At 36.4% G+C, this 26,208-nt stretch carries 20 protein-coding genes; 10 read left to right on the top strand and 10 right to left on the bottom strand.

The annotated features are described in order from the left end of the window. Positions 1-252: 252 nt before the first annotated feature. The gene (gene dxs, locus GFH32_RS18215; RefSeq protein WP_153512958.1) at positions 253-2,181 is read right to left on the bottom strand and encodes a 1-deoxy-D-xylulose-5-phosphate synthase; all 1,929 of its coding nucleotides are present in this window, start codon (positions 2,179-2,181) and stop codon (positions 253-255) included. A gap of 147 nt (positions 2,182-2,328) precedes the next feature. Between dxs and GFH32_RS18210 the strand changes: the two genes are divergently transcribed. After that, a complete protein-coding gene (locus GFH32_RS18210; RefSeq protein WP_153512957.1) occupies positions 2,329-3,078 on the top strand; it encodes a segregation and condensation protein A in 750 nt (249 codons plus the stop codon). Here GFH32_RS18210 and GFH32_RS18205 read toward each other — a convergent pair. Genes GFH32_RS18205 through GFH32_RS18195 form a run of 3 tightly spaced genes read right to left on the bottom strand, consistent with a single transcriptional unit; the run spans position 3,075 to position 5,815 of the window. Continuing rightward, positions 3,075-3,821, bottom strand: a complete 747-nt coding sequence (locus GFH32_RS18205; protein WP_153512956.1) for an enoyl-CoA hydratase/isomerase family protein — start codon at positions 3,819-3,821, stop codon at positions 3,075-3,077. The two genes, GFH32_RS18210 and GFH32_RS18205, sit on opposite strands and share 4 nt — an antisense overlap. Continuing rightward, positions 3,811-4,674 carry a beta/alpha barrel domain-containing protein gene (locus GFH32_RS18200; RefSeq protein WP_153512955.1) on the bottom strand — a complete coding sequence of 288 codons (864 nt, stop codon included), beginning with the start codon at positions 4,672-4,674 and terminating at the stop codon, positions 3,811-3,813. The genes GFH32_RS18205 and GFH32_RS18200 overlap by 11 nt, the downstream gene beginning before the upstream one ends. Continuing rightward, positions 4,664-5,815 (bottom strand): acyl-CoA dehydrogenase family protein, encoded by a 1,152-nt coding sequence (locus GFH32_RS18195; RefSeq protein WP_153512954.1) that lies wholly within the window; start codon positions 5,813-5,815, stop codon positions 4,664-4,666. The genes GFH32_RS18200 and GFH32_RS18195 overlap by 11 nt, the downstream gene beginning before the upstream one ends. 135 nt (positions 5,816-5,950) lie before the next feature. Between GFH32_RS18195 and GFH32_RS18190 the strand changes: the two genes are divergently transcribed. Beyond that, positions 5,951-7,558: an acyl-CoA carboxylase subunit beta gene (locus tag GFH32_RS18190; RefSeq protein ID WP_153512953.1), complete on the top strand. Its 1,608-nt coding sequence runs from the start codon at positions 5,951-5,953 to the stop codon at positions 7,556-7,558. A gap of 387 nt (positions 7,559-7,945) precedes the next feature. Beyond that, the gene (locus tag GFH32_RS18185) at positions 7,946-8,683 is read left to right on the top strand and encodes a LuxR C-terminal-related transcriptional regulator (protein WP_153512952.1); all 738 of its coding nucleotides are present in this window, start codon (positions 7,946-7,948) and stop codon (positions 8,681-8,683) included. A 72-nt stretch (positions 8,684-8,755) separates the two neighbouring features. Here GFH32_RS18185 and thiL read toward each other — a convergent pair whose 3' ends face one another. Together thiL and nadA are read right to left on the bottom strand one after the other, a co-directional pair. Continuing rightward, complete coding sequence (thiL, locus tag GFH32_RS18180) at positions 8,756-9,793, bottom strand: thiamine-phosphate kinase (RefSeq protein WP_153512951.1); 1,038 nt, start codon at positions 9,791-9,793, stop codon at positions 8,756-8,758. A gap of 8 nt (positions 9,794-9,801) precedes the next feature. Beyond that, positions 9,802-10,800, bottom strand: coding sequence for a quinolinate synthase NadA (gene nadA / locus GFH32_RS18175; RefSeq protein WP_153512950.1), 999 nt, complete (start codon positions 10,798-10,800; stop codon positions 9,802-9,804). 479 nt (positions 10,801-11,279) lie between these two features. On the opposite strand from nadA, the gene nadB reads away from it, so the two are divergent. Together nadB and GFH32_RS18165 are read left to right on the top strand one after the other, a co-directional pair. Then, positions 11,280-12,872, top strand: coding sequence for an L-aspartate oxidase (gene nadB / locus GFH32_RS18170; protein ID WP_153512949.1), 1,593 nt, complete (start codon positions 11,280-11,282; stop codon positions 12,870-12,872). A gap of 15 nt (positions 12,873-12,887) precedes the next feature. Then, on the top strand, positions 12,888-13,412 hold the full coding sequence (locus GFH32_RS18165; protein ID WP_153512948.1) for a gamma carbonic anhydrase family protein: 525 nt from the start codon (positions 12,888-12,890) through the stop codon (positions 13,410-13,412). On the opposite strand, the gene GFH32_RS18160 is transcribed toward GFH32_RS18165, so the two are convergent. From GFH32_RS18160 to apaG, 4 genes are all read right to left on the bottom strand, one after another. Next, on the bottom strand, positions 13,409-14,965 hold the full coding sequence (locus GFH32_RS18160; protein ID WP_228384171.1) for an Ig-like domain-containing domain: 1,557 nt from the start codon (positions 14,963-14,965) through the stop codon (positions 13,409-13,411). The two genes, GFH32_RS18165 and GFH32_RS18160, sit on opposite strands and share 4 nt — an antisense overlap. A gap of 201 nt (positions 14,966-15,166) precedes the next feature. Then, positions 15,167-17,026: a tRNA uridine-5-carboxymethylaminomethyl(34) synthesis enzyme MnmG gene (mnmG, locus tag GFH32_RS18155; protein ID WP_153512946.1), complete on the bottom strand. Its 1,860-nt coding sequence runs from the start codon at positions 17,024-17,026 to the stop codon at positions 15,167-15,169. A 69-nt stretch (positions 17,027-17,095) separates the two neighbouring features. Next, a complete protein-coding gene (locus GFH32_RS18150; protein WP_153512945.1) occupies positions 17,096-18,943 on the bottom strand; it encodes an ABC-F family ATP-binding cassette domain-containing protein in 1,848 nt (615 codons plus the stop codon). A gap of 98 nt (positions 18,944-19,041) precedes the next feature. Then, positions 19,042-19,428, bottom strand: coding sequence for a Co2+/Mg2+ efflux protein ApaG (gene apaG, locus GFH32_RS18145; RefSeq protein WP_153512944.1), 387 nt, complete (start codon positions 19,426-19,428; stop codon positions 19,042-19,044). A gap of 229 nt (positions 19,429-19,657) precedes the next feature. On the opposite strand from apaG, the gene GFH32_RS18140 reads away from it, so the two are divergent. From GFH32_RS18140 to GFH32_RS18120, 5 genes are all read left to right on the top strand, one after another. After that, positions 19,658-20,371, top strand: coding sequence for an SAM-dependent methyltransferase (locus tag GFH32_RS18140; RefSeq protein ID WP_153512943.1), 714 nt, complete (start codon positions 19,658-19,660; stop codon positions 20,369-20,371). A gap of 91 nt (positions 20,372-20,462) precedes the next feature. Beyond that, complete coding sequence (locus tag GFH32_RS18135) at positions 20,463-20,948, top strand: hypothetical protein (protein WP_153512942.1); 486 nt, start codon at positions 20,463-20,465, stop codon at positions 20,946-20,948. Beyond that, positions 20,938-22,035 carry a Nif3-like dinuclear metal center hexameric protein gene (locus tag GFH32_RS18130; protein ID WP_153512941.1) on the top strand — a complete coding sequence of 366 codons (1,098 nt, stop codon included), beginning with the start codon at positions 20,938-20,940 and terminating at the stop codon, positions 22,033-22,035. The genes GFH32_RS18135 and GFH32_RS18130 overlap by 11 nt, the downstream gene beginning before the upstream one ends. Then, on the top strand, positions 22,035-22,772 hold the full coding sequence (locus GFH32_RS18125) for a zinc ribbon domain-containing protein (protein WP_153512940.1): 738 nt from the start codon (positions 22,035-22,037) through the stop codon (positions 22,770-22,772). Before GFH32_RS18130 ends, GFH32_RS18125 begins: the two co-directional genes overlap by 1 nt. Positions 22,773-22,913: 141 nt before the next feature. Beyond that, a complete protein-coding gene (locus GFH32_RS18120) occupies positions 22,914-26,207 on the top strand; it encodes a S41 family peptidase (protein ID WP_153512939.1) in 3,294 nt (1,097 codons plus the stop codon). Position 26,208: the final 1 nt, after the last annotated feature.

Genomic DNA, 26,208 nt, shown 5'->3' with positions numbered 1-26,208 from the left:
AAAAAGGTAAAAAAAAACTAATTCATTTATTCTCAGTATTTTAATTGTAATTTTTCTGCTTTTTTCGGTTTACAAAAGAGGACAAATTTAGTTTTCAACACATTGAAAATACCTCCATTGAAAGACAATTTTTTAAAGGGAAAATTAAGTTGGAGTTTTTGAGTGTGGAAAACTTTTAATAAAAAAAGAAGCCTTATGGCTTCTCTTCTTTGTTCTATTAAAGTTTCTGTAAAACCTTAAAAATGATAGCAATTATCCTACCAAACTTTCGGTTTTTATTCCGGTGGTTAATTTTCTAACAGCAGCTTCAATGCCTGTAGCATCATATCCACAGATCTGCCACAATTCTTGTTGTTCTCCATGCTCTACGATCGTATCTGGAATACCTAATCTTGTAACATCCGCATCGTATTGATTCTCGGACATAAACTCTATGACGGCAGATCCAATTCCCCCAGGAAGACAACCATCTTCTACAGTGATAACTTTTCTATATTTCTTAAACACCTCATGAAGTAATTCAGTATCTAAGGGTTTCGCAAACCTTAAGTCGTAATGTGCTGGATGAATCCCGTCTTCTGAAAGTTTCTGAATTGCTTTGCTTGCTTCATTACCAATGTGTCCAAAAGTAAGAATTGCAATCTCCTCTCCATCACAAACCTTTCTACCTTTACCTATTGTTAATTCTTTAAAAGGATGCTTCCAATCAGGCATCACTCCATTTCCTCTTGGATATCTAATAACAAACGGACCCTTGTCAGGAAGCTGTGCCGTATACATTAGATTACGAAGTTCCTCTTCATTCATAGGCGATGATACAACCAAATTAGGCACACAACGCATAAATGCGATATCATATGCACCATGGTGTGTTGGACCGTCAGCCCCTACCAATCCAGCTCTATCCAAGCAAAAAACAACATTTAAGTTCTGTAGAGCAACATCATGAATAACTTGATCATAAGCGCGCTGCATAAAGGATGAATAGATATTACAGAATGGTACTAATCCTTGTGCCGCTAAACCCGCACTGAATGTAACAGCGTGTTGTTCAGCAATACCGACATCAAATGCGCGGTTTGGCATCGCTTTCATCATTATATTCATTGATGAACCACTCGGCATTGCTGGGGTAATCCCCATAATCTTATCATTAGACTCCGCTAGCTCAACAAGCGTATGTCCAAAAACATCTTGATATTTTGGTGGTTGAGGTTTATCAGGAACACTCTTTTTTATTTCACCTGTAATCTTATCAAAAAGACCAGGCGCATGCCATTTTGTTTGATCTTTCTCCGCTAAGGCATAACCTTTACCTTTCACTGTAACAACATGCAACAACTTAGGACCATTGATATGTTTTAGATCTTCAATCGTTTTAACTAATTTGTTTACGTCATGACCATCAACAGGTCCGAAATAACGGAAATTTAAAGACTCAAAAAGATTGGAGTTTTTTAGCAGGGTTCCTTTAATGCTCTGTTCAAGTTTCTTTGCCCATCCGTATGCATTTGGGCCATTCTTAGAGATTTTTGATAAAACAGACACTAAATCATCACGAAACTTATTGTAGCTCTTAGATGTCGTAATACTTGTTAAATACTCTTTCATAGCTCCTACATTAGGATCTATGGACATACAGTTATCATTTAAGATTACTAAGAGATTTGATTTTTCGATTCCTGCGTGGTTTAAAGCTTCAAAAGCCATACCGCCGGTTAAAGCTCCATCACCAATAATCGCCACATGTTGACGATCAGTCTCTCCTTTATATTCGGATGCTACAGCCATACCTAATGCCGCAGAAATTGAAGTTGAGGAGTGACCAACACCAAAGGAGTCATATTCGCTTTCTGAGCGCTTTGGAAAGCCCGATAACCCGCCAAAAATTCTATTCGTATGGAAATTTTCTCTACGCCCTGTAAGTATCTTATGACCATATGCTTGATGTCCAACATCAAATAATATCTGATCATAAGGAGTATTTAAAGCATAGTGTAAAGCCACCGTTAATTCAACAACGCCTAAACTTGCCGCAAAATGTCCGCCATTAACGGATACAATATCAACAATATATTGTCTAAGTTCTTTGCAAACCTGCTCGAGATCAGCTTCTTTTAAATTCCTTAGATCTGTTGGAAATTGTATTTTCTTTAATAGCTCTCCTGCTTCTACCTGCATAACTTGAAAAATTTCAAAATAAGATACAAAGTAACAATTTATTCTTTTAACTGTGGAATATATATACAATTTTATCGAGGATATTGTTTCTCCAAATCCTCAAAAATCAATAAGATTAAGGATTAAATCCTTATTTTTGATTATTCTATGGAGGCAACGAACTACGAAATTAAGTTAGCCCAATTCGAGGGGCCATTTGACTTATTACTTTTCTTTATTGAACGAGATGAGTTGAATATTCACGATATCCCTATTTCAAAAATTACGGATGATTTCCTAGCCTACATACAACATATGCAGGCGCTAAATATTGAATTAGCTAGTGAATTTATATTTGTAGCATCGACTTTGATGCGTATCAAAGCTAAGATGTTATTACCTCGTCCTGAGCTTGATGAAAATGAGAATGAAATTGACCTAAAAAAGGAATTAGTTCAAAAACTATTGCTATATAAGCAATTTAAGGAAGTATCTGAGGAGTTTAAAGTATTGGAAGAGAACCGCTCGATGCATTATGAGCGTGGAAACATAACACATGACCTCAAGATTTCTTCTAAGTCTATCCGCAATACAGAAGAGGAACTCTCATCATTTACCCTTTATCGATTAATGATGGTATACGAACGGATGATGTACAACTATACCCATAGAATCCGTGAGGTAAAACATACCGTAGTTAAATACCCGTATACTATTGAACAACAGAAAAAAGCAATAGCTGAGCTAATAGAACTCAATAATACATTAGATTTTTCTGCGATAGCTAAAAACTCAGAAAATAAGGTACAGTTCGTTTATAACTTCCTAGCTGTGCTTGAAATGTTACAGCAAAAACTATTGGATATAGAAGTCGGATTAGGTTATAATAACTTCTTCATCAATAAGAAAGTATCTTAATCTTTTTTAAACTGGTTTCCTATTTGCTTTTTCACTTCATCTTTATCCCTAAGTTTATTAAGGCTATTTAGAAGATAATTATATTGTTCACTAACGTCCATAAAACGAATAGCTTTCACTGCTTCGAATCCCGCTTGTAAAGCATAAGTACTCTTAACTGCAAATGAATCTATTAGTTTGTTTAATGGCTCATCGGACAAGTATTCATCTACAATTCCAAATTCTTTTGCTTCAGCAGTAGAAAACGCTTCCGCTTTTAAACAGATTTGAAGTGCTTTCTTTTCGGGCATAACGCGTAATAAACCTGCTAAAACCTGAAATGGAAAGATTCCCAAGTTAACTTCTGGCAACTTAAAATTAAGATTTTCCTTAGCAAAAACGTATGTACAACCTAATAGGAATAAAAAACCACCAGCAATTACATCACCCTCAACGACCGCAATACTTGGCTTACTGAATTTATCAAAAACTTCTCCAAGAGAAATCTGCTTATTCTCTATTTGTGTATTCAAAATATCAAGACTTGGGTCTTGATAGGTTTTTAAATCCATCCCTGCACAGAATATGGGACCATTTGCTCGAATGACAACTAATTTTATAAGCTCGTCTTCTTCCGCATTGCTTAAAGCATGCGCGATCTCATTTACCATTGTTGGAGTAAATGCATTTCGCTTTGCCTCCCTATCCAATGTTAACGTGAAGACATATCCCTCTTTGTTCGTTTTTATAAAATTATAATTCATTGCGAATTAAGTCTTGAAATCCGTTCATTAATAACTGTACTTGATTATAGGCCCCTTTTTGAAACCGATCGACTAATAATTCGGTTGGAATATTTCCTACCAATTCATCCTTTGCAAAAGGACAGCCACCATAACCTAAAATAGCTCCTTCAAATTGCCTACAACCTGCCTCATAGGCAGCATCTACTTTTAGCAAAGCACTTTCTACCTGACTATGTAAATGTACGCTGAAATTATTATCTGGGAAGTCATTAGCTAATTTCCGAAAAAGACTAGAAACCGAAGATGGGGTAGCTTCACCAGTCGTATCAGCGATAGAGAATCGTTCTACACCAATCTCTTTTAAGGACCCTATCCAATCACTCACTAGCTCTAGGCTCCAATCGTCTCCATAGGGATTTCCAAAAGCCATCGATATATATACTACTAACTCCTGATTGTTTTTACCATGTATAATATCGAGGATGCCTTGCACGTTAGTGAAGGCCTCCTCGATACTAGAGTTTGTATTTCTTTGTTGAAAGGTTTCCGATATCGAGAAAGGATAACCTAGATAATCTATTTGTGAAAGCTCAGTAGCAGTTTGCGCGCCTCGTTCATTCGCTATAATAGCTAATAACTTAACATCGTCAGTTTTTTCTAATCCATCCAATACCATTCTAGTATCACTCATTTGTGGTACTGCTTTCGGTGACACAAAACTTCCAAAATCTATACAATCAAACAACTTACTTTTGATCAATAGATTTATATAATTGATTTTACGTTGTGTATCAATTGGATACTTTATCCCCTGAATCGCATCACGGGGACAATCTACCAAACTTACAAATGGATTATTATTATTCAACATCTTTCTTAATTTCTCTTGCTATTACCATCCGTTGAATCGAACTCGTTCCTTCTCCAATCGTACATAATTTCGCATCTCTAAAGTATTTCTCAGCAGGGAAATCTTTGGTAAAACCATATCCTCCCAATATCTGTACACCCTCATTTGAAACTTCAACGGCTGTTTCCGATGCGAACAGCTTCGCCATCGCACCTTCTTTAGTAACCTTTTTACCCTGATCTTTTAAAGATCCAGCATTTCGAATCAACAACTCGGAAGCCTCAATCTTTGTTGCCATATCTGCTAAGGTAAAACCAACAGCTTGAAAATCAAAGATCTTGGTATTAAATTGTTCGCGTTCATTAGCATATTTCAAGGCACATTCATAAGCGCCTCTCGCAATCCCCAAGGAAAGAGCGGCAATAGAGATTCGACCGCCATCTAATAACTTTAGCGCCTGCACAAATCCATCACCAACTTCTCCTATCAACTGATTTTTGTGTATTCTACAATTATCAAAGAATAAAGATCCTGTTTCTGAGGCTCTCATCCCTAGTTTATCCATTTTAGCTCCAGCGGTAAATCCAGGAGTTCCTTTCTCTACAATAAATGCGGATATTCCTTTTTTATCACCTTTTTCACCTGTGCGTGCCATAACGACAGCAACATCACCACTAATAGCATGTGTAATAAAGGTTTTATCGCCATTTAAAAGAAAATAATCTCCATCTGCGACTGCCGTTGTATTCATCCCGCCAGCATCAGAACCAGATCCAGGTTCCGTTAAACCCCAAGCACCAATCCATTCCCCACTTGCCAATCGCGGTAGGTAACGTTGCTTTTGCTCTTCATTTGCAAAAGACAAAATATGATTTGTACATAAAGAGTTATGTGCTGCTACTGATAGGCCAATAGAGCCACATACTTTTGAAATTTCATCAAGTATACTAATGTATTCTTGATAGCTTAAACCAGAACCACCGTACTGCTCAGGAACCAAAATTCCCATGAAACCATGCTCACCTAATTTTTTAAACAAGTCAACAGGGAAAGTCTGCGCTTGATCCCACTGCATAACAAAGGGCTTAATATGATTGAGGGCAAAATTTCGAGCGCTCTCTTTGACAAGCATTAACTGCTCATCCGAACTAACTGGAAACATAATTTTATTTTATTTTAGTTTATATTTGGGTTTCAATCTTTTTTACAAAGATTATAAAAAACAAATTATATTTTATGATATTTATAAAATAAAGTTCTTTTAACCATTATAAATTTACATTATTTTAATACCAATATGCAGGCTTTAATTCATGAACTTCGCAGAAAAAAAGAAAATCTACTGTTAGGTGGAGGTTTAGATAAAATTCAAAAACAACGTGAAAAGGGTAAAATGTCCGCCTGGGAAAGGATCATTTATCTTTTAGATGAAAATTCGTCCTATACTGAAATCGGCATCTTCGCAGGAGAGGGTCAATATAAAGAACACGGTGGCTGTCCTAACGCGGGTGTTGTAGTTGTCCTCGGTTATGTCAAAGGCCGATTATGTATTGTTGTATCAAATGATGCAACCGTAAAAGCTGGAGCTTGGTTTCCAATAACGTGTAAGAAAAACCTAAGAGCCCAAGAAATTGCGATGGAAAATAACCTACCAATTATCTATTTAGTAGACTCCGCTGGTGTTTATCTACCGCTGCAAGATGAAATATTTCCAGATAAAGAACATTTTGGTAGAATCTTTAGAAACAATGCGAAGATCTCAGCGATGGGTATTCCTCAAATAGCAGCAATTATGGGTTCTTGCGTTGCTGGTGGGGCTTATTTACCTATTATGTCAGACTATGCATTGATAGTGGAGGGTACAGGGTCCGTATTTTTAGCAGGCTCCTATTTAGTAAAATCGTCTATTGGTGAATCAATCGATAATGAAACTTTAGGAGGTGCTTCTACACATTCTGAAATCTCTGGTGTCACAGATAATAAATACCCAAACGATGAATCCTGTTTAGATGCTATAAAGAATATTGTAGATAAATTTGGAGCTAGTCCAAAAGCCTTATTCTCGAGAATTGAACCTGTTGCTCCAGAGTATTCAATAAACCAATTATATGACTACTTTCCCGAAGACCGTTTAAAGCCTTATAACATGTTAGAGGTTTTGAAGAGTATTGTCGATAAGGGAAGTCTTGAGGAGTATAAAAAAGATTACGGAAAGACATTAATTTGTGCGCTAGCTCGTGTTGATGGCTGGGCAGTAGGCATTGTGGCTAATCAAAGAGAAGTGGTAAAAGCGAAGAAACCAGGGAACTCTACTGAAATGCAAATGGGAGGAGTAATATATTCTGATTCAGCTGATAAAGCCGCTCGATTTATTATGAACTGTAATCAGCAAAAAATACCGCTGGTTTTCTTCCAAGATATATCTGGATTTATGGTTGGCTCGAGAGCTGAGCATGGTGGAATTATCAAAGACGGTGCAAAAATGGTAAATGCAATGGCCAATTCTGTGGTACCTAAATTTACCTTTATCCTTGGTAATAGTTATGGCGCAGGAAATTATGCTATGTGTGGCAAAGCATATGATCCAAGATTAATATATGCTTGGCCAACTGCCAAGATAGCTGTAATGAGTGGAGCATCGGCAGGCAAAACATTATTACAAATACAAGAGGCCACACTAAAATCTAAAAATATTACGCTTAGTGAAGAGGATAAAAACAAATTACTGAACGATATTGAGCAAAAATATAACGAACAGCTCAGTCCATATTATGCTGCATCCCGACTATGGGTAGATGGCGTTATTGATCCCGCAGAGACTCGTAAAATAATATCGATGGGTATTGAAGCAGCAACGCATAATCCCAATATTCAAGATTATAAATTAGGCGTTATTCAAACCTAGAATACATACTATATTACAAGTTAATTAAGATAAATTATCAACTAATATTAGATAAAATAAAAACCTTATAATTATCATATTACACGATCATTATCTTAGATATTATAACTATTAAAGATCTAATAATCAATTAAAAAAAAGACAATTGATTATTAGATCTATACAATTAATATTATTAATAAATATCTATAAGATATTATTTTATCCATTCTAAAATTCATCAATTTTAACTGGATATACAAAACAATAGAACTCAAAAATAGAACGATAAACTTTCAGTAAAAACAATAGGACTTCCGTAGCTTAAAACCCTTAAAAACTAAATACAGAAACGGTTATACTTTAATAAACACTATTGCTTATATTTGATAACCAAATTATTAACTATTGAGCTGGAAGGAATTAGTAAAGTCTGCTGAATCTCTGTTGGAAGAATTGAGCAAACAAGATAGTCGTCTTTTTAATGATAATATAGCACTAAAGTTAGATAGCTATTACTTCATTTTGGACTGTGTAAACACCAAAATAGTTTCTTTTTCAGAGGACTTCAATCGAGTATTGGGATATGATACAAACCTATTTACGATGGAAGATTTCTTTGGAATTATTCATCCAGAAGATCTACCTACTTTTATTTCCCATGAAAAATTAGCACTTAAATTCTGTTTAAATACACCTTTAGCCAAACAAACGAGATTTAAGATAGTCCATGATTATCGGGTTAGAAAAAAATCTGGATCTTATATCCGCGTGATGCAGCAAACTGTTGCTTACGAGCTAAATGATGCCTGCGTTTTAAAAACGTTGATTCAACATATCGATATTTCTACGATTAAGACTACGCTCGAATCTGAATTACACTTTATAGATATCGAAGGCTTGGAATCTGTTTATAACGTACAGGAAGAAAATGTATTAAGTAGCCCTCAAAAATTCCAATTAACTAAAAGGGAATTAGAAATACTCGCCTTATTAGATCAAGCGTACAATTCAGAACAAATAGCTGAGAAGCTTTTTATTAGCATTCATACAGTCAGAACACATCGAAAAAATTTATTGCATAAAACTTCATGTGATAACACCATAGATCTATTGAAAAAAGTAAAGAATATGAAATTAATTTAGTGATTAATGATAAAAAAAGCCGCTTAGAAATATTACTAAGCGGCTTTTTAAAAATATTACGATTCTTAATATCTATGAAAACGCATTCCATCCCTGAGCTTTTAGCTCATGTACGTTTCCAGATTTAGAAATTAATTGCTTTCCTTCGCTTTCAGCTGTCATATAACCAATAATAGAAATATCCAACTGATTTTTAACTTTGTCATATTCGCTTTGAGGAACAGTAAAAAGAAGCTCATAATCTTCCCCGCCACTAAGTGCGCAAACTGTAGGATCTAATCCAAATTCTCTGGCAGTTTCGTAGGTCATAGGATCAATTGGAATCTTCTCTTCAAAAAGCTTACAACCTAATTTAGAGGCATCGCAAATATGAAATAAATCAGAAGCTAAGCCGTCAGAAATATCCATCATAGCGTTAGGTTTCACGTTTAAGAAACGAAATAATTCGATGACATCTCGGCGTGCTTCCGGCTTCAACTGACGCTCAACAATATAGTCTTTACCTTCTAGATCAGGCTGAATATTAGGGTTTTCCAAGAAAATTTGCTTCTCTCTTTCCAGTAGTTGTAAACCTACATATGCGGCTCCTAAATCACCAGAAACACAAATTAAATCACCCTCCTTTGCACCAGAACGGTAGGCTATCTCAGCTTCTTTAGCATAACCAATACTTGTAACAGATATAACAAGTCCCTGGGAAGAAGTCGATGTATCTCCACCTATAAGATCTACATTGAATTTCTCACAAGCGATCAAAGCTCCTTGGTATAATTCTTCTATTGCTTCTAAAGGAAATTTTGAAGACATTCCAATAGAAATAGTCACTTGAGAAGCAATTCCATTCATCGCGTAGATATCCGATAAATTAACTTGTACTGCCTTATATCCCAAATGTTTAAGTGGGACATAACGAAGATCAAAATGTACGTTTTCTAGCAATAAATCCGTAGAAATTAGGGTTTTATATTCCTTAAAATCTAATACAGCAGCATCGTCACCAATCCCTTTAACTGAGGATTCATTTTTTAGCTCAATATGACTGGTTAGATGTTTTATTAATCCAAACTCGCCTAATTCACTGAGGTTTGTTTTTTCTTTATTATCGAACATATATTTTCTTATAAACCTAACTTCGCTGAAATTTCTAACATTCTCTCAATTGGCTTCTGCGCTCGAGCAATAATATCCTCTGGAAGAATAATTTCTGGTTGCTCATAGTAAAGACAATTATATAGCTTTTCCAACGTATTTAATTTCATGTGAGGACAATCATTACATGCGCACATATTGTTTGGTGGCGCAGGTATAAAAGTCTTCGAAGGGCTAGACTTCTGCATTTGGTGAAGAATTCCCGATTCGGTAGCTACAATGTAGGTATCTGTAGGATCTTCAATCGTATATTTCAACATCCCAGAAGTTGAACCAATATAATCAGCTTGCGCTAAAATATGATCTTCACATTCTGGATGCGCAATAAATTTAGCATGAGGATACTCTTGTCGCAAAGCATCAATTCGCTCTTGAGAAAAAATCTCATGAACCATACAAGCACCATTCCATAAGACCAGATCTCTACCGGTTTTTTTCTTTACGTAAGCCCCTAAGTTACGATCAGGTCCGAATATTATCTTTTGATCAGCTGGTAAACTTTCTACAATTTGAACAGCGTTGCTAGACGTACATACGATATCCGACAATGCTTTTAATTCAGCTGTACAGTTCACATAGGTGATAACCAAATGGTCTGGATATTTTTCTTTAAATTTTGCGAATAGATGTGGTGGACAACTATCAGATAACGAACATCCAGCTTTTAAATCCGGAAGAAGAACCTTTTTTGAAGGAGAAAGTATCTTTGCTGTTTCCGCCATGAAATGAACTCCAGCAAATACAATCACGTCTGCATCAGTTTTCGCTGCTTGTTGAGACAGCCCTAAACTATCTCCAATATAATCTGCAAGATCTTGAATTTCAGAATCTTGATAGTAATGTGCTAGGATAACAGCATTCTTTTCCTTTTTCAATCGATTGATTTCAGCGACTAAATCAATCGTCGGATCAACTGCAACATCAATAAATCCTTTTGCCGAAAGGTCTTGTTCAAAACTTGTGTTCATTTGCTTTTCTAAGTAAACTGATTTCTTTGACTCATCAATAGCACAAAAGTAAAGAAAGAAATCGAAACGAAATCCACATTCCCTTTTTTCAATAAATCATAATATTTTATATAAAAGAGAATCTTGTTGTTTATTAGTGTGTGGAAAATGGGGATAAGTTTAGAATTTTCAGTTTTATTTCTTCGTTATTATGTGTTTTTCCACATTTTCTCCACAGTATTTTAGGGCTTAAGTCCTGATTTACAATTCTTATTTTTTTCCGGCTTTATTTTTTCCATATTTTATTGTGAGTTTTATTTCTGTGGAGAGTTGTTAATATATACGTGATATTCTCTTAATATTTCGGTAATACTTGTGTGTAAAAGATGTTGAATGTGGAATAATAAATAGTTTTCAATTTTAATTCACTTCTTATTTACATGTTTTGCACATTATTTGTTAATTTGTTGATTCCTAATTAGAATAATAGTTGATTATACATGCTGGATAGAAAAGTAGATTTTTTGGTGGTAGGTTCTGGGATAGCAGGTTTGAGTTTTGCACTAAAAGCAGCGGCACTCGGAAAAGTCCTTATTGTTACGAAAGCCAATGAGGATGAGTCGAATACGAAATATGCGCAAGGTGGAGTTGCCGTTGTAACTGACGAGACTGACAGTTTTGAAAAGCATATTCAAGATACATTGATAGCGGGTGACGGTTTATGCGATCCACAAGTTGTGGAAAACGTGGTTAAAGAGGGGCCTGATCGCATTGCTGAGTTAATAGCTTACGGTACTTCCTTTGATAAAGAGGATTCTGGTGAGTTTGATTTGGCAAAAGAGGGCGGGCATTCCATGCATAGAATACTTCATTATAAGGATATTACGGGTTATGAGATTGAACGTGCCTTATTGGAAAAAATTCATGCTCATCCTAACATCGAAATATTGACTCATTATTTTGCTGTTGATTTAATTACTCAACATCATCTCGGGGAGCATGTGGATAAACGTTCTGAGAATATCACTTGTTTTGGTATTTATGCGCTAAATACGCTTACAAAGAATGTGGAAAAAGTGTTAGCAAAGGTAACATTAATGGCTACAGGTGGTGCAGGACATGTTTATTCTTCCACAACAAATCCAACAATTGCTACTGGTGATGGTATTGCTATGGTTTACCGAGCTAAAGGTAAAGTTCGAAATATGGAGTTTATACAATTTCATCCGACAGCTTTATATAACCCCCGAGAGTATCCCGCATTTTTGATTTCTGAAGCAGTCCGTGGATTCGGTGGTGTATTACGTAGGGCTAATGGTGACTCGTTCATGGAGGAGTATGATGAACGCGCTTCTTTAGCGCCTCGTGATATTGTAGCTCGCGCTATAGATGCAGAAATGAAGAAGTCTGGTCTAGATTATGTTTATTTAGATATTACACACCGTTCGAAGGCTGATATATTATCACATTTTCCTAATATCTATGAGAAGTGTTTGTCCGTAGGGATAGATATGACCAAGGATTTTATTCCTGTTTCTCCAGCTGCCCATTATTTATGCGGTGGAATTTTGGTTGATCAATTTGGCGCGACTTCTATAAAGAATCTATATGCATGTGGTGAATGCTCATCTACTGGGCTTCATGGTGCTAATCGTTTGGCATCCAATTCGTTACTCGAGGCTGCAGTTTATGCTCACCGTATTTTCTTAAATGCTAGTGCTATATTTTCCGGTTTAGATTTTCAAGATGGTATTCCGTCTTGGGACGAGTCGAATACTGCGTTGTCTAATGAGGATATATTAGTAACCCATAATCTCCGTGAAACACAGAAGCTGATGAGTGATTATGTAGGTATTGTGCGTTCTGATTTTAGACTGGAGCGGGCGATGCGTAGATTAGGTTTGCTGCATGAGGAGACGGAGTCTTTTTATAAGAATACAAAGTTATCCGTTAAACTGTGTGAATTAAGAAATGTTATTCAAGTGGCTTATTTAGTTGTTAAATCTGCTACACTTCGTAATGAAAGTAGAGGGCTGCATTATACGACAGATCATCCGAATCATGCGGATTTGCTAAAAGATACTGTTTTATAGTAATTTAAAGGGTTTATGGCTATTATTTTACCGGTTTTAGATAAATACCCTTCAATAGGGGAGGAGTGCTTTATAGCGCCTAATTCTACCATTGTGGGAGATGTTCATATCAGTGCCCATTGTTCTGTTTGGTTTAATGCCGTGATACGCGGAGATGTGAACTATATTAGAATAGGGGAGTATTCAAATATTCAAGATAATGTAACTATACACGGTACGTATTTGAGGAATGGTACTGATATAGGTAATTACGTTAATATTGGTCATAATGCCATTGTACACGGCTGTAAGATTGATGATTATGTTTTGGTTGGTATGGGCGCTATTGTGATGGATTTAGCGCACATTGAATCGAATGTAATTATTGCTGCTGGTGCCGTTGTATTGGAGAATATGGTTTGTGAATCAGGTTATTTATACGCAGGTGTCCCTGCAAAAAAGATCAAGCCATTGACTTCTGAACAGCTTGATCTTTTAAAACGTCTACCGCATAATTATGTACTCTATAGTTCCTGGTTTAATAATCAGGATAATAGTTAATTGAATTTAACGTCTATATTTTCATTTTGTTCCCAATTTGCTCGAATGGTAAATGTACGGTCCAGGTACCATATTGGTTCGGGCTTTCTTCGTGTATAGACGTCTCCGGCATCCCATTTTCCGTTGTTGTTACTGTCTTCTATTATTCGGAGGCTATACTTACCCCCTGGGAATTTGACGTAAGATAGTTTAGTCGCCCCGAAGAGTGTTTTTCTATCAAATATTTCTGTTTTCTTCTCGTCGATAAGTTCTACAATGTAATGTTTTTTAATATCTAATCCATTGAATGTTAATATGATATCTCCGTAGTTTTCTGTTTCATTCAATGTGAACTGCAATTTTGATTCTTTATTGAATTCATCAAAAGGTCCCATCATAGCTTTTTCTTGGAGAACTAGTTCGTAGTTTTTATTTGGTCGCCAATTGAAACGTATGTGATACATTTCTTTGTCGATTGAATCCTGTTGTAGTTGGAAATTTCTTCTTGAAACAGAATCTTCGTTGAGTATTATTTTATTTTTGTCAACGCTTGCTAGCGGGTAGGCGGAGCGAAGTTCAATGTGTCTGACGCGATCTACTTTGTTAGTTATATTGAATTTTGGTTCTAATGTTCTTTCGACCTTAAGATTTCTCGGTTTTTTGAATTTTATCGTATCCGCTATTTTGCCTGCCTCTGACAGTTCGATATTTAATGAATCTAGTTCTTTAGGCTCTAGATATAGTTTTGCCGTATCTGTAGTTTCGTTGAACCTGACTAGTTTATTTGCATCGAGATCTGCCGGTGTAATGATTCTTAGATTTGGCTCAGTTAGTGGACGATTAAAGGTGAGTAGAATACTACCATCTTTTTCCATTTTCTTCTCGAGATTTCTGAGGATTGCGGCCTTTCCTTTCGTGTATTCCAGCTGTATATTATGGATATTCTCCTTTAATACTAAACTATCTTGTAGGAAGCCGATCCACTCATCTTGTCCGTTGAATATTTTGTCGTTGTTTTGTTCTTTGATCGCATAGATACGATATTCATCTTCCCTAAGGTTATTGAATGCGAAATTACCTGTAGAATCTACTGAAGTGTAGTATGATGCTTTCTTTTTACCGAATATGCTATCGCGGCTTGTCGGAATTAAGATAACGTTTACATCTTTGTCCTCAGCATAATCAAAATTTTTCTTATACCCGTTTATGACTTTCCCGGTTATAGATAATGAATCTAGTTGTGCACCTGTTGCGAAGACATATGTATAGTTTGGAAGAGGGTTACCTTCGTTATAGTCTACTAGTCCTTTTCCGAAATTTATAGTATATGTTGTATTTGCTTCTAAGGAGTCCGGTAATTGTATATGTAAGTTTTTCTTTTTGATTTTGTATAGCGGTTGAGTTTCGACATCTGGAGATATTGTGAATTCCTTTTGTTGATTTGTGATTTTTATATACTCATCAAATGTTAGAATGATTTCTTTCGATCTGAAATTTTTAGTCAAGTTAAGAGGTGACTCATTTAATATTTCTGGGGGCAATGAATCTTTTGGTCCACCAGTTGGTCTTTGCATGTTTGCACACTGGAAAAAACTAAGACTGATGATTATTATAATCATTAAAAACGGCCATTTTGTAAATAAGCCGCTTTTTAGGCGATATGAGAAACTTTTATCCTTTTTTGAATACTGAATCATAAAAACTTTTTTATGCGTTGATATCGACTTATTTTATTTTTACTAATTATGTAATATAAAATATTGATAATCAATATTTTATGTCATATGTACCATTAAAACACTAATATCTGCAGGTGATACCCCCGATATTCTGGAAGCTTGTCCTAATGTTCTTGGTTTAACTTTTAGTAATTTTTGACGCGCTTCAATTGACAACGAACTTAGGGAATTGTAATCGAATTCTGGATTGATTTCTTTGTCTTCCATCTTTTTCATTTTATTTACAATTTCCATTTCCTTTTCAAAATAGCTTTCGTATTTAACTTTAATTTCCGCCTGTTCAATTGTTTCTTCGTCGAATTGTTGCAGGTAATTATTTAAAGTTTCATCTGCCTTTGCTAAGTCTTGAATTTCAATTTGTGGTCTGCTTAGTATATTGATAAATCTTGTCTTTTGTGTAAGCGAACTAGAACCTTTTTCAATAAGTATAGGATTCATCGATTCTGTGGAAACTGAATTCGATCGTAGGTAATTTACGATGGCGTCAGAGTTCTTTATTTTATCATTGACGATGTCTAATCTTTCGTCGCTTACTAAGCCTAGTTTGTGAGCGATAGGGGTTAGTCTGATGTCGGCGTTGTCCTGTCTAAGTAGTAGGCGATGTTCTGCTCTTGAGGTGAACATACGATATGGTTCTTCCGTACCCTTGGTTACCAAGTCGTCGATCAATACGCCAATGTATGATTCGGATCTTTTTAAGATCAGTTCATGCAAATCATTAATTCGTTGATGCGCATTTATACCTGCGACGAATCCTTGGGCCGCTGCTTCTTCATATCCTGTTGTACCGTTTATTTGTCCGGCAAAGAATAGATGTTTCACGTGGAGTGTTTCCAGTGTTAAATCTAATTGCATAGGAGGGAAGTAGTCATATTCGATGGCATATCCTGGTCTATACATTTTAGCATTTTCGAAACCTGGTATTAACTGCAATGCTTTTAATTGTACGTCTTCTGGAAGGGAAGTAGAGAATCCATTGACATATATTTCTACGGTTCTGAATCCTTCTGGTTCTACAAAGATTTGGTGTCTTTCACGTTCAGCGAATCGATTAATTTTATCTTCGATAGATGGACAGTATCTTGGTCCTAATCCTTTTATTCTACCAGTAAACATAGGTGATTTTTCAAACCCAGTTTTCAAAACTTCATGTACTGCTTCGTTGGTATAGGTAATCCAACAACAACGTTGTTCTGTTGGACGTTCAACTTTTGTGTAAGAGAATCTTCCTCGTTTTTCATCACCCCACTGTTCTTCCATCAGTGCGTAATTTAAGCTTCTTCCGTCTACGCGTGGTGGTGTTCCGGTCTTCATTCGTCCGGCTTCGAAACCAAGTGATACGAGTTGTTCGGTTAATCCTGTTGCTGATTTTTCACCTGTTCTACCTCCTCCGAATTTCTTTTCTCCCACATGGATTATACCATTTAGGAAGGTACCGTTAGTTAAAACTACAGCATCGGATTCTATTCTTATACCCATTGCTGTAATGACTCCTTTTGCTCTTCCGTTTTCGACGATTACTTCCTTTACGGTGTCTTGCCACATGTCGAGATTTGGAAGTGATTCAAGTTGCCATCTCCATTCTTCTGCAAATCGCATTCTATCGTTCTGGGTTCTTGGGCTCCACATGGCGGGACCTTTTGATAAATTTAACATCCTAAATTGGATGGTAGATTTATCTGCTATGATTCCAGTATAGCCTCCCATTGCGTCAATTTCTCGAACGATTTGTCCTTTCGCTACTCCACCTATTGCAGGGTTACAGCTCATCTGTGCAATTACCCCCATGTTCATCGTAATTAAAAGTACAGATGAACCTAGGTTTGCTGCTGCTGCCGCTGCTTCACATCCGGCGTGGCCGGCCCCAACTACGATGACGTTATATTTCTTAAACATATTCAATTTCTCTGTTCCACGTGGAACGATAATATTATTATTTTTATTTCTTTTGTTTCACGTGGAACTTTATGCTAGTTCTGCTAAAGTTAACCAACGTTCTGTCTTTGACTCGACCGAAGTTTTTTTGTTTTCTATATCTTCAGCTATTTGCTGAAGGAGTAAGTGATCGGTTGTTGTAGACAGGTCTGTTGTTAGTATAGAAATCTGCTCTTCTAATTCTGCGATCTCTACTTCCAGTGTCTCATATTCTTTTTGCTCCTTAAAGCTTAGCTTTTGCTTTTTCTCTACTACAACTTTTGCTTTTTCAATTTTCTTCTCTGTAGTTTTCGAAGCTTCTTCCTGTTCCAATTTGAAGTCTGCATAATTACCATTGTAAATAACGACTTCTCCTTCACCGGTGAAAATGAATAATTGATCAGTTAATTTATCTAGTAGATATCTATCATGGGAAACAAGAATAAGGATACCTGGATACTGTTCTAGAAAATCTTCTAAGACATTAAGCGTATCGATATCTAGATCATTTGATGGCTCATCGAGAATAAGAAAATTTGGATTTGCCATTAATACACGCATCAATAACAATCGCTTTCGTTCTCCTCCGCTAAGTTTGTTCACTAAGCCAAATTGTTTCTCAGGAGGGAAGAGGAACTTCGTTAAAAGTTGTGAAGCAGTGATTACTTCGCCATTTTTCATTTCTATGAAATCCGCAACATTTTTAACAACGTCTAATACTCTTTCTTCTGGTTTGGCTTGTAGACCTTCTTGCTTATAGTAACCATATTTTGTTGTTTCCCCAATATCAATCGTTCCTTGAGTAGGGGAGATGGCTGCTGTTATCAAGTTCAGGAAAGTGGTTTTACCACTACCATTCTTTCCAGCCAATCCTATTCGATCTCCTTTCTTAAATGTATAGGAGAAGGATTTAATAATGGTTTTATTTGCAACTGTAAATCCAGCATTTTCTAACTCTAATATCTTACCTCCTTGACGAGAAACTTTGACACTTAGTTCAACAAGATCTTTCTGTCTCGGTCCTTTTGATCTATCCTCTAAATCGTAGAACGCTTCGATTCTGGCTTTAGATTTTGTTCCTCGAGCTTGAGGTTGGCGACGCATCCAATCTAGCTCTTTACGCCATAGATTTCGGGCCTTATCTGCGGCTAGAATATCGTTGCTCTCTCGTTCTGCTTTCTTCTCTAGGAAGTATGCATATTTACCTTTGTATAGAAAAATATTTCCCTTGTCTAACTCTCTAATTTCAGTACAGATGTTATCTAGGAAATATCTATCATGTGAAACGAGTAGTACGGTTTTGCTGCCTGTAGTTAATAATTTCTCTAACCATTCAATTGTTTCAATATCCAAATGGTTGGTAGGCTCATCTAAGATATAGATATCCGGCTCGTCTATCAGTAGTTTCGCTAATGCTAATCTCTTTTTCTGACCACCACTTAAAGAATCAATATGTTGTTCGAAATTTTTAATTTGGAGACGGTTTAGAATACTTTTTATGTTATTCTCGTATTCCCAAGCGTTTAACTCGGTTAATTTATCCGTTAAGTCTAGAAACTTTTTTGAGCTAACATCTTGATTATCAATCATATATTCATATTCCTTAATCAGCTGTTGTTGCTCATTCTCTGCGGAATATATAAAATCATTGATTGTTTTGAAGTCTGAGAAATTAGGGTCTTGTGGGAGATAACCAATACGTAGTCCTTTTTCTTTAACTACCCGCCCTTTGTTTGGAATAACTGTTTCTGCTAATATTTTTAATAGAGTAGATTTTCCAGTTCCATTGATTCCTACCAATGCAACACGATCACCTTTTTGCAAAGCAAAATGTAAATCGTTAAATAGCCATTTGTCATTGAAGGAATGGCTAACCTGTTCTGTGCTTAATATACTCACCTGTTGTTTTTCACGTAATTATCCAAGCACAAAATTATTAAATATTTATAACAGTACTCTCTATTATTAAAAAGTAGACAGAGAATTGACCTTTATGCTTAATTTAGACGGTACGTAGCGATAAGATTGAAGCGCGGAATGTGAACATGGAAGACGGAATTGTCAAATTGTCTAATCATTTCGTAATAGCCCTCCATAAAGCCAATATCTGTTTTTAGATTACATCCCGAAACATATTGATGGATATCTCCTGGAGATAATATAGGTTGTTCACCAACGACACCATCACCATCAACCAGCTTAGTTTCTCCTGTAGAATCAAATATGTTCCAATGACGGCGCATTAATTGCACCGTATACTCACTCGTGTTTTCTATCGTAATACGATAGGCGAACATGAAATGTTCATTCTCGGGATTGGAATATTCCGATTGGAAAACTGCTTCCACCGATATTTTAACTCCTGATGTGGTTTGTGTTGCCATTTCAGTCAAATATATTAAATCTTATAATTCAGACAAATATATTCTGTTTAAGGTTTGATTATTGTTTGTTTTTCTACAATTATTTTACATAAGTAGTTGTTTACTAAGATGTAGTCGGCTCATTTTATCGATTGTTTTGCGATAATATTCTTTCGGGCAGACATAAAAGGAAAAAGTCTAATCTTAATATTGTACTCATATAAATTATTAAATTCCTAGGTTTGTAAATATGTCAAAAGGAACATTATATCTTATCCCAGTACCATTAGCTGAACAAGCAGAAAAGGTATCCTATACTTTATTTCATTTGGATTTAATCAATCATATTAAAGAGTATATCGTAGAAAATGAAAAAACAGCTCGTAAGTTTCTAAAGGAAGCCGGTATTCGTACTCCGCAAAATCAATTGATTATACACGATTACAGTAAGCATAGTAGAGACAAAGTAAATTATCAAGAGATGTTTGCTGCTTTACAGCGAGGTGAAGATATTGGTTTAATGTCTGAAGCGGGATGCCCAGGGGTTGCCGATCCGGGGGCCGATGTCGTATTTGAGGCACATAAGAGGGGAATCCGCGTTGTACCTCTAGTTGGACCGAGCTCTATCTTATTATCTTTAATGGCGTCTGGATTAAACGGACAGTATTTTTGTTTTCTAGGCTATCTGCCGATCGATAAAGGTGCAAGAACAAAGAAAATAAAAGATATCGAACAGGAAAGTCAGCGGGAGAGGAGAACACAGATTTTTATAGAAACTCCATTTAGAAACAATCAAATGCTTTCTGAATTACTTAAAACATGTCGGCCGCAAACTAAATTATGTATAGCTTGTGATATTACCAGTAAAGATGAGTTTATAGTTACTCAAACTATTGAAAAGTGGAAAAGTCAATCCATAGATTTACATAAAAAGCCTTGTATATTCCTAATCTTAGCTGGTTAGTTAGATTAGCTAAACTAAATAAATAATTTCAACGCGTATCTTTTGTATCTTTATGCAAAAGACTATATTCAATTAGTGTAAATAATAATAAATGCCCGACGTAATATCCCCAGAACTACTCGCAGAATTTCAAAAATTAGCCATTATATTTTTACTTTTCGTATTGGCCATTTGGATCTTATTCGCCAATACTATAAAAAACACGCTAAAGCTGATATCAAAGGAAAATCAAGCTATTTTACCCAATCAAGCTTGGTTTCTAGTAGTACCATTCTTTAATATTTACTGGAATTTTGAGGTCGCAAGACGATTATCGTATTCCTTAAATAATGAGTTCTTTGATCGTAAAATCCCTGTCGAAGAAAACCCTTCAATGTCAGCCGGAATGACTTATGCATGGTCTTTTCTAGTTTATAACTTTCCATTTCCAGTTTTTTGGAAAATGCTGGGTATGATCGTAAGTTTTGTCTATTTTATCACGTACTGGTTTAAAATTAATCAGTATAGAAATTTATTGCTGGCGCACAACAAATGGAGAGAGAGTCAGCAAAATAATCAAGCGAACAATGAAGATTAAAGATATTACAAAATATTTAGAGGAAATCGCTCCGTTGAATTATCAAGAAAGCTATGATAACTCAGGTCTGATTGTTGGAAATCCTGAACAGGAAATAAATAGCGTTTTAATTTCTTTAGACTGTACTGAAGCGGTCGTAGAAGAAGCGATATCAAAAAATTGTGGGTTGATAATCTCCCATCATCCGATCGTTTTTTCTGGATTGAAGAAGTTAACAGGCAGAAACTATGTAGAACGTACGGTTATCAAAGCCATAAAGAATGATATAGCAATTTATGCGATTCATACGAATTTGGATAATATTCAAGGTGGCGTAAGCAGCATGATGGCGGATAAACTTGGTTTGGAAAATCAAGCGATATTAAGACCCAAAGAGGGGCTTTTGAAGAAGCTAGTAGTCTACGTGCCAAGAACACATGTTGACGCGCTCAGGGCGTCTCTTTTCGAGGCTGGGGCGGGGCAAATCGGCGACTATGATCAATGTAGTTATAATACTGCGGGTTATGGCACTTTTAGGCCGCTTTCAGGCGCTAATCCCACTATAGGCCAAATAGGTGAACAAGAGCGAGTAGAAGAGACAAAGATTGAAGTGATTTTCCCTGTACAACAGGAACGGAAAATACTTGTTGCTATGTTTGCTTCTCATCCTTATGAGGAGGTTGCATATCATATAATAAATTTAGAAAACACACATTCTTATGTAGGATCTGGTGCTATCGGGAACTTAGCTGAACCGATGAGTGAAGAAAATTTCTTAGCCCTTTTGAAAGATCGGTTCGATCTTAAAGTCATTCGACACACGACAACCTTAAGTAAAGAAATTAATCGAGTAGCACTCTGTGGTGGCGCAGGAGGGTTCTTATTGAACGATGCGATACGCTCTGGAGCGGATATATTTATAACAGCAGATTATAAATACCATGAGTTTTTTGACGCTGAAGGGAAAATACTTATAGCAGATATCGGACATTTTGAAAGTGAACAATTTACACAAGAATTATTATTCGAAATAATTCGGAAAAAATTTGCTAACTTTGCTGTCCTATTGACGGAAATAGACACAAATCCAATAAAATACTACAGTTAATGGAACAAACCGTAGAACAAAAACTAAAAGCATTATGGGCTTGGCAATCAGTTCAAACCCAAATCGATAAAATTCGCCAGGTACGTGGCGAGTTACCAATTGAGGTAGCTGACCTAGAAGACGATATCGCGGGTCTAGATACACGTATTGAGAAAATTCGTAACGAATTGGACGAATTAGAGGATTCAATTGTGAAGCGCAAGAATATGATCAAAGATTCGCAAACAGCGATCAAGAAATATGAAGCGCAACTGAATGAAGTAAAAAACAATCGTGAATATGATGCAATTTCGAAAGAAATTGAAATCCAAGGCTTAGAGATTCAAGTTTGTGAAAAACGAATTCGTGAGGCAGAGTTTGAAATTAAAAACAAAACAGAAGCTTACGATGCTACATTAAAAAATGTAGAGTTCAGCAAAGGAGAATTAGATGCTAAAAAGCAAGAACTTGATACCATTACTTCTGAAACTCAGAAGGAAGAAGATCAATTGCTTGATGAAGCTAAAGATGCCGAAAAGAACATTGAAGATCGTTTATTGAAAGTAACAAACAAATTGCGTAATTCATTTCGTAATGGTTTAGCTGTTGTTTTCATTGAGCGTGATAGCTGTTCAGGATGTCATAACAAGATTCCACCTCAATTACAGTCTGAAATTCGTCAGCGTAAAAAAATCATCATCTGCGAACATTGTGGTCGTATATTAGTTGATGAGGAAATCGCGAACGGAGAAGGTTAATCTTTTCTTTTAAAAACATACTAGCCGGACATTGTCCGGCTTTTTTGTTTGTAATACTTGCTTGACATACTTTCTGGCGACAAAAAATAGATTATATTAGTGAAAATTTTTTAACCCATTTTTTGAATACCAATTGAATATATGCTAAGAAATCTATTAACGGTGCTTGCTCTATCGGCGAGTCAGATTGGTTTTGCGCAATCTGCTAACGAGACTCTGCTGTTAAGACAACCAACAATTAGTGATCAGCACGTCGCATTCGTTTATGGCGGGGATATCTGGATTGCTGAAAAAGACGGACAACATCCAAAACGTTTAACAGTTAATCCAGCGGTTGAACGAAATCCTATTTTTTCTCCAGACGGCAGTCAGATTGCTTTTACTGGTAATTACGACGGGAACACAGATGTTTACGTCATTTCTATTCATGGAGGAGAGCCTAAACGCGTTACAAGTCACCCTTCGGCGGATGTACTGCGTGGGTGGATATCAAACGATGAAGTGTATTTTACAACGGCCAGAGAGTTCGATTTCTCATTGGGGAGTCGCTTGTACAAAGCAAAGTTAAACGGGACATTAGATCAACCTTTGATGATGCCAGAAGCGTCACAAGGATCTCCATCTGCGGATGGAAGATACTGGGCTTATATTAAGAATACCGATCCAACGGAACGTGATGCTGTTGCTTTCAAGCGCTATAGAGGAGGTGGTATGCCATCTATTTGGATATTTGATACGAAGACGAAAGACGTACAAGTGGTCCCAGGCGACAAATGTAACGACGTAAAACCTGTTTGGTTGGGTGACAAAGTCTATTTCCTTTCTGATCGCGAAAAGATCGTTAATGTATTCAGCTACGATGTTAAAACTAAAAAAGTAGAAAAACTGACGAATTTCGCTGATTATGATGTGAGAACATTGCAAGGTAGAGGAAATGAACTTGTGTTTGAACAAGCTGGTCGTATACATGTTTTGAATTTAACTAGTAAGGCAAGTAAGTCTTTGGCTATTCAATTAAATGCAGACGCGGTCTACAAACGTGCTCATTACGTCAATATGAATGATGATATCCGAGGATGGAACATATCACCAACAGGTCAACGAGCATTATTTGAATCTAGAGGAGAGATTTTTACTGTTCCAAAGGAGAAAGGAGACGCTAGAAATATATCAAATTCATCAGGCTCTCACGAACGCTATCCTGCTTGGTCACCTAACGGTAAGTGGATTTCATACCTTTCTGATAAAAATGGACGATATGAATTAGTATTGCGTGATCAAAAGGCAATGGACGAACCGACTTACATTAAGTTGGGTAAAGATGCGTTTTATTTTCAGCCAGTTTGGTCGCCCGATAGCAAGAAATTGTTTTTCAGCGATGCTCACCTGAACTTGTATTACGTTGATATTGACTCAAAGCAATTAACTAAGGTCGCAGATGATTATTTAGGATCTCACACCGGTAGAACTTACAATCCTTTTCAGCCAAGTTGGTCTTTTGATTCAAAACTTATTGCATACAGCAAATACCTAAAAAATGGAGTAAATGCAATTTTCATCTATAATTTAGATACGAAACAATCTCAGCAGATTACAGATGGTATGAGTGCAGTAAGCCAGCCAACCTTTACTCGCGATGGGAAATATGTCGTATTTAATGCTAGCACAAGTACTGGCTTGACGAATAGTGGACTTCACATGACGGCATATGATCGACGTGCGGAGTATAACACTTATGCATTTATTCTGTCAAGCGATAGCCCATCTATTTTTAAGAATGAAAGTGATGAAGAAACTGTGAAAGCAGATGCTCCTGCAAAAGAGGAAGCCAAAAAAGAGAAGGATACAAATAAAAAGAAAGAAGATAAAAAGCAATCTGCTGATAAAACGAAAGTAGAAGATAAAGCGCTAGCGAAATCTGTGAAGATTGATTACGAAAACATCAATAATCGAATTGTTGCTCTTCCTATTCCAGCGGGTTCATATGGATTCAATGGAAATATAGAAAACACGTTGCTTTACGTACGTAATGGCAGTTTATATGCATTGGATTTAAACAAGCTTGAAGAAAAGAATCTTGTTGACAATGTGGGCAGTTTTGCAGTTTCTGCTGACGGCAAACAAATGCTGTATAGCACACGCCAAGGCTATTATATTGTTAACGCTGGACAAAAACCAGCCGGAGAATCTGGTAAACTTAAATTAGATAACATAAAATTACAAGTTGACCCTGCAGCAGAATGGAAGCAGATTTTTAACGAAGTCTGGGCTATGCAAAAAGAGTTTTTTTATGTAGAAAACATGCATGGACTAGATTGGAATGCTGTAAAGGTTAAGTACGAGAAATTTCTTCCTTATGTAAACCATCGTTCAGATCTAGGATATTTACTAAATGAAATGATGGGAGAGATGGTCGTTGGTCATAATTATATTATGCCAGGAGACGAGCCGTCAGCGCCATCTGTATCTACAGGTGTATTAGGAGCCGACTATTCTATAGAGAATAATAGGTATAAGATCAAGCGGATTTACAACCGGATGGATTGGAACCCCGAGTTTAAAGCGCCTTTGGCAGAACCGGGCCTCGACATCCGCGAAGGCATGTATATTCTGGCAGTAAATGGTAAAGAATTGACTGCAGATATGGACATCTACAGTTTGTTTGATTATACAGTTGGGAAGCAAATCTATTTGAAAGTAAACGATAAACCAAGCTTATCAGGAGCAAAGGATGTGATTGTTCGACCAATATCTTTTAACAATGAAATCTCTCTTCGTAGACAGCATTGGGTAGAAAGAAATAGAAAGAAAGTTGATGAATTGAGCCAAGGTCAAATTGCCTATGTGTATATGCCAAACACAGGAAGAGAAGGCTATACCTCATTCAATCGCTATTACTTTTCACAAATGGATAAGAAAGCGCTTCTATTAGACGAAAGAAATAATGGAGGTGGCTCTGTAGCGGATTATGTGATTGACTTATTGTCTAGAGAACTTATTGCAGGCTGGGGAATTCGTGATGGAAAGAGCTTTACCACACCAGGTAATGGTATCTTTGGCCCTAAGGCTATGATTATCAATGAAAACGCTGGGTCTGGTGGTGATATGATGCCTTATATGTTCCGTTTTAAGAAGTTAGGGAAATTAGTCGGGCGGACGACAATGGGTATCCTAGTTGGTATTTCTGGCTATCCACCATTATTGGACGGTGGAAGTGTAACGTCTCCGAATTTTGGAGTCTTTGATCTAAAAGGTAACTACATAATTGAGAACGAAGGTGTAGCCCCAGACATTTTTGTAGAACAAATGCCTAAAGACTTATTAGAGGGTCGCGACCCACAGTTGGAGCGGACAGTACAGCTTTTATTAGAGGAGATTAAAACATATCCTTATAATGAATTGAAAAAGCCGGCGGATCCAATCCGTGTAAACTAAT

The sequence above is a fragment of the Sphingobacteruim zhuxiongii genome, from assembly GCF_009557615.1.
GTDB classification, from domain to species: domain Bacteria; phylum Bacteroidota; class Bacteroidia; order Sphingobacteriales; family Sphingobacteriaceae; genus Sphingobacterium; species Sphingobacterium zhuxiongii.
This window is presented reverse-complemented; position numbering and strand designations above follow the sequence as displayed.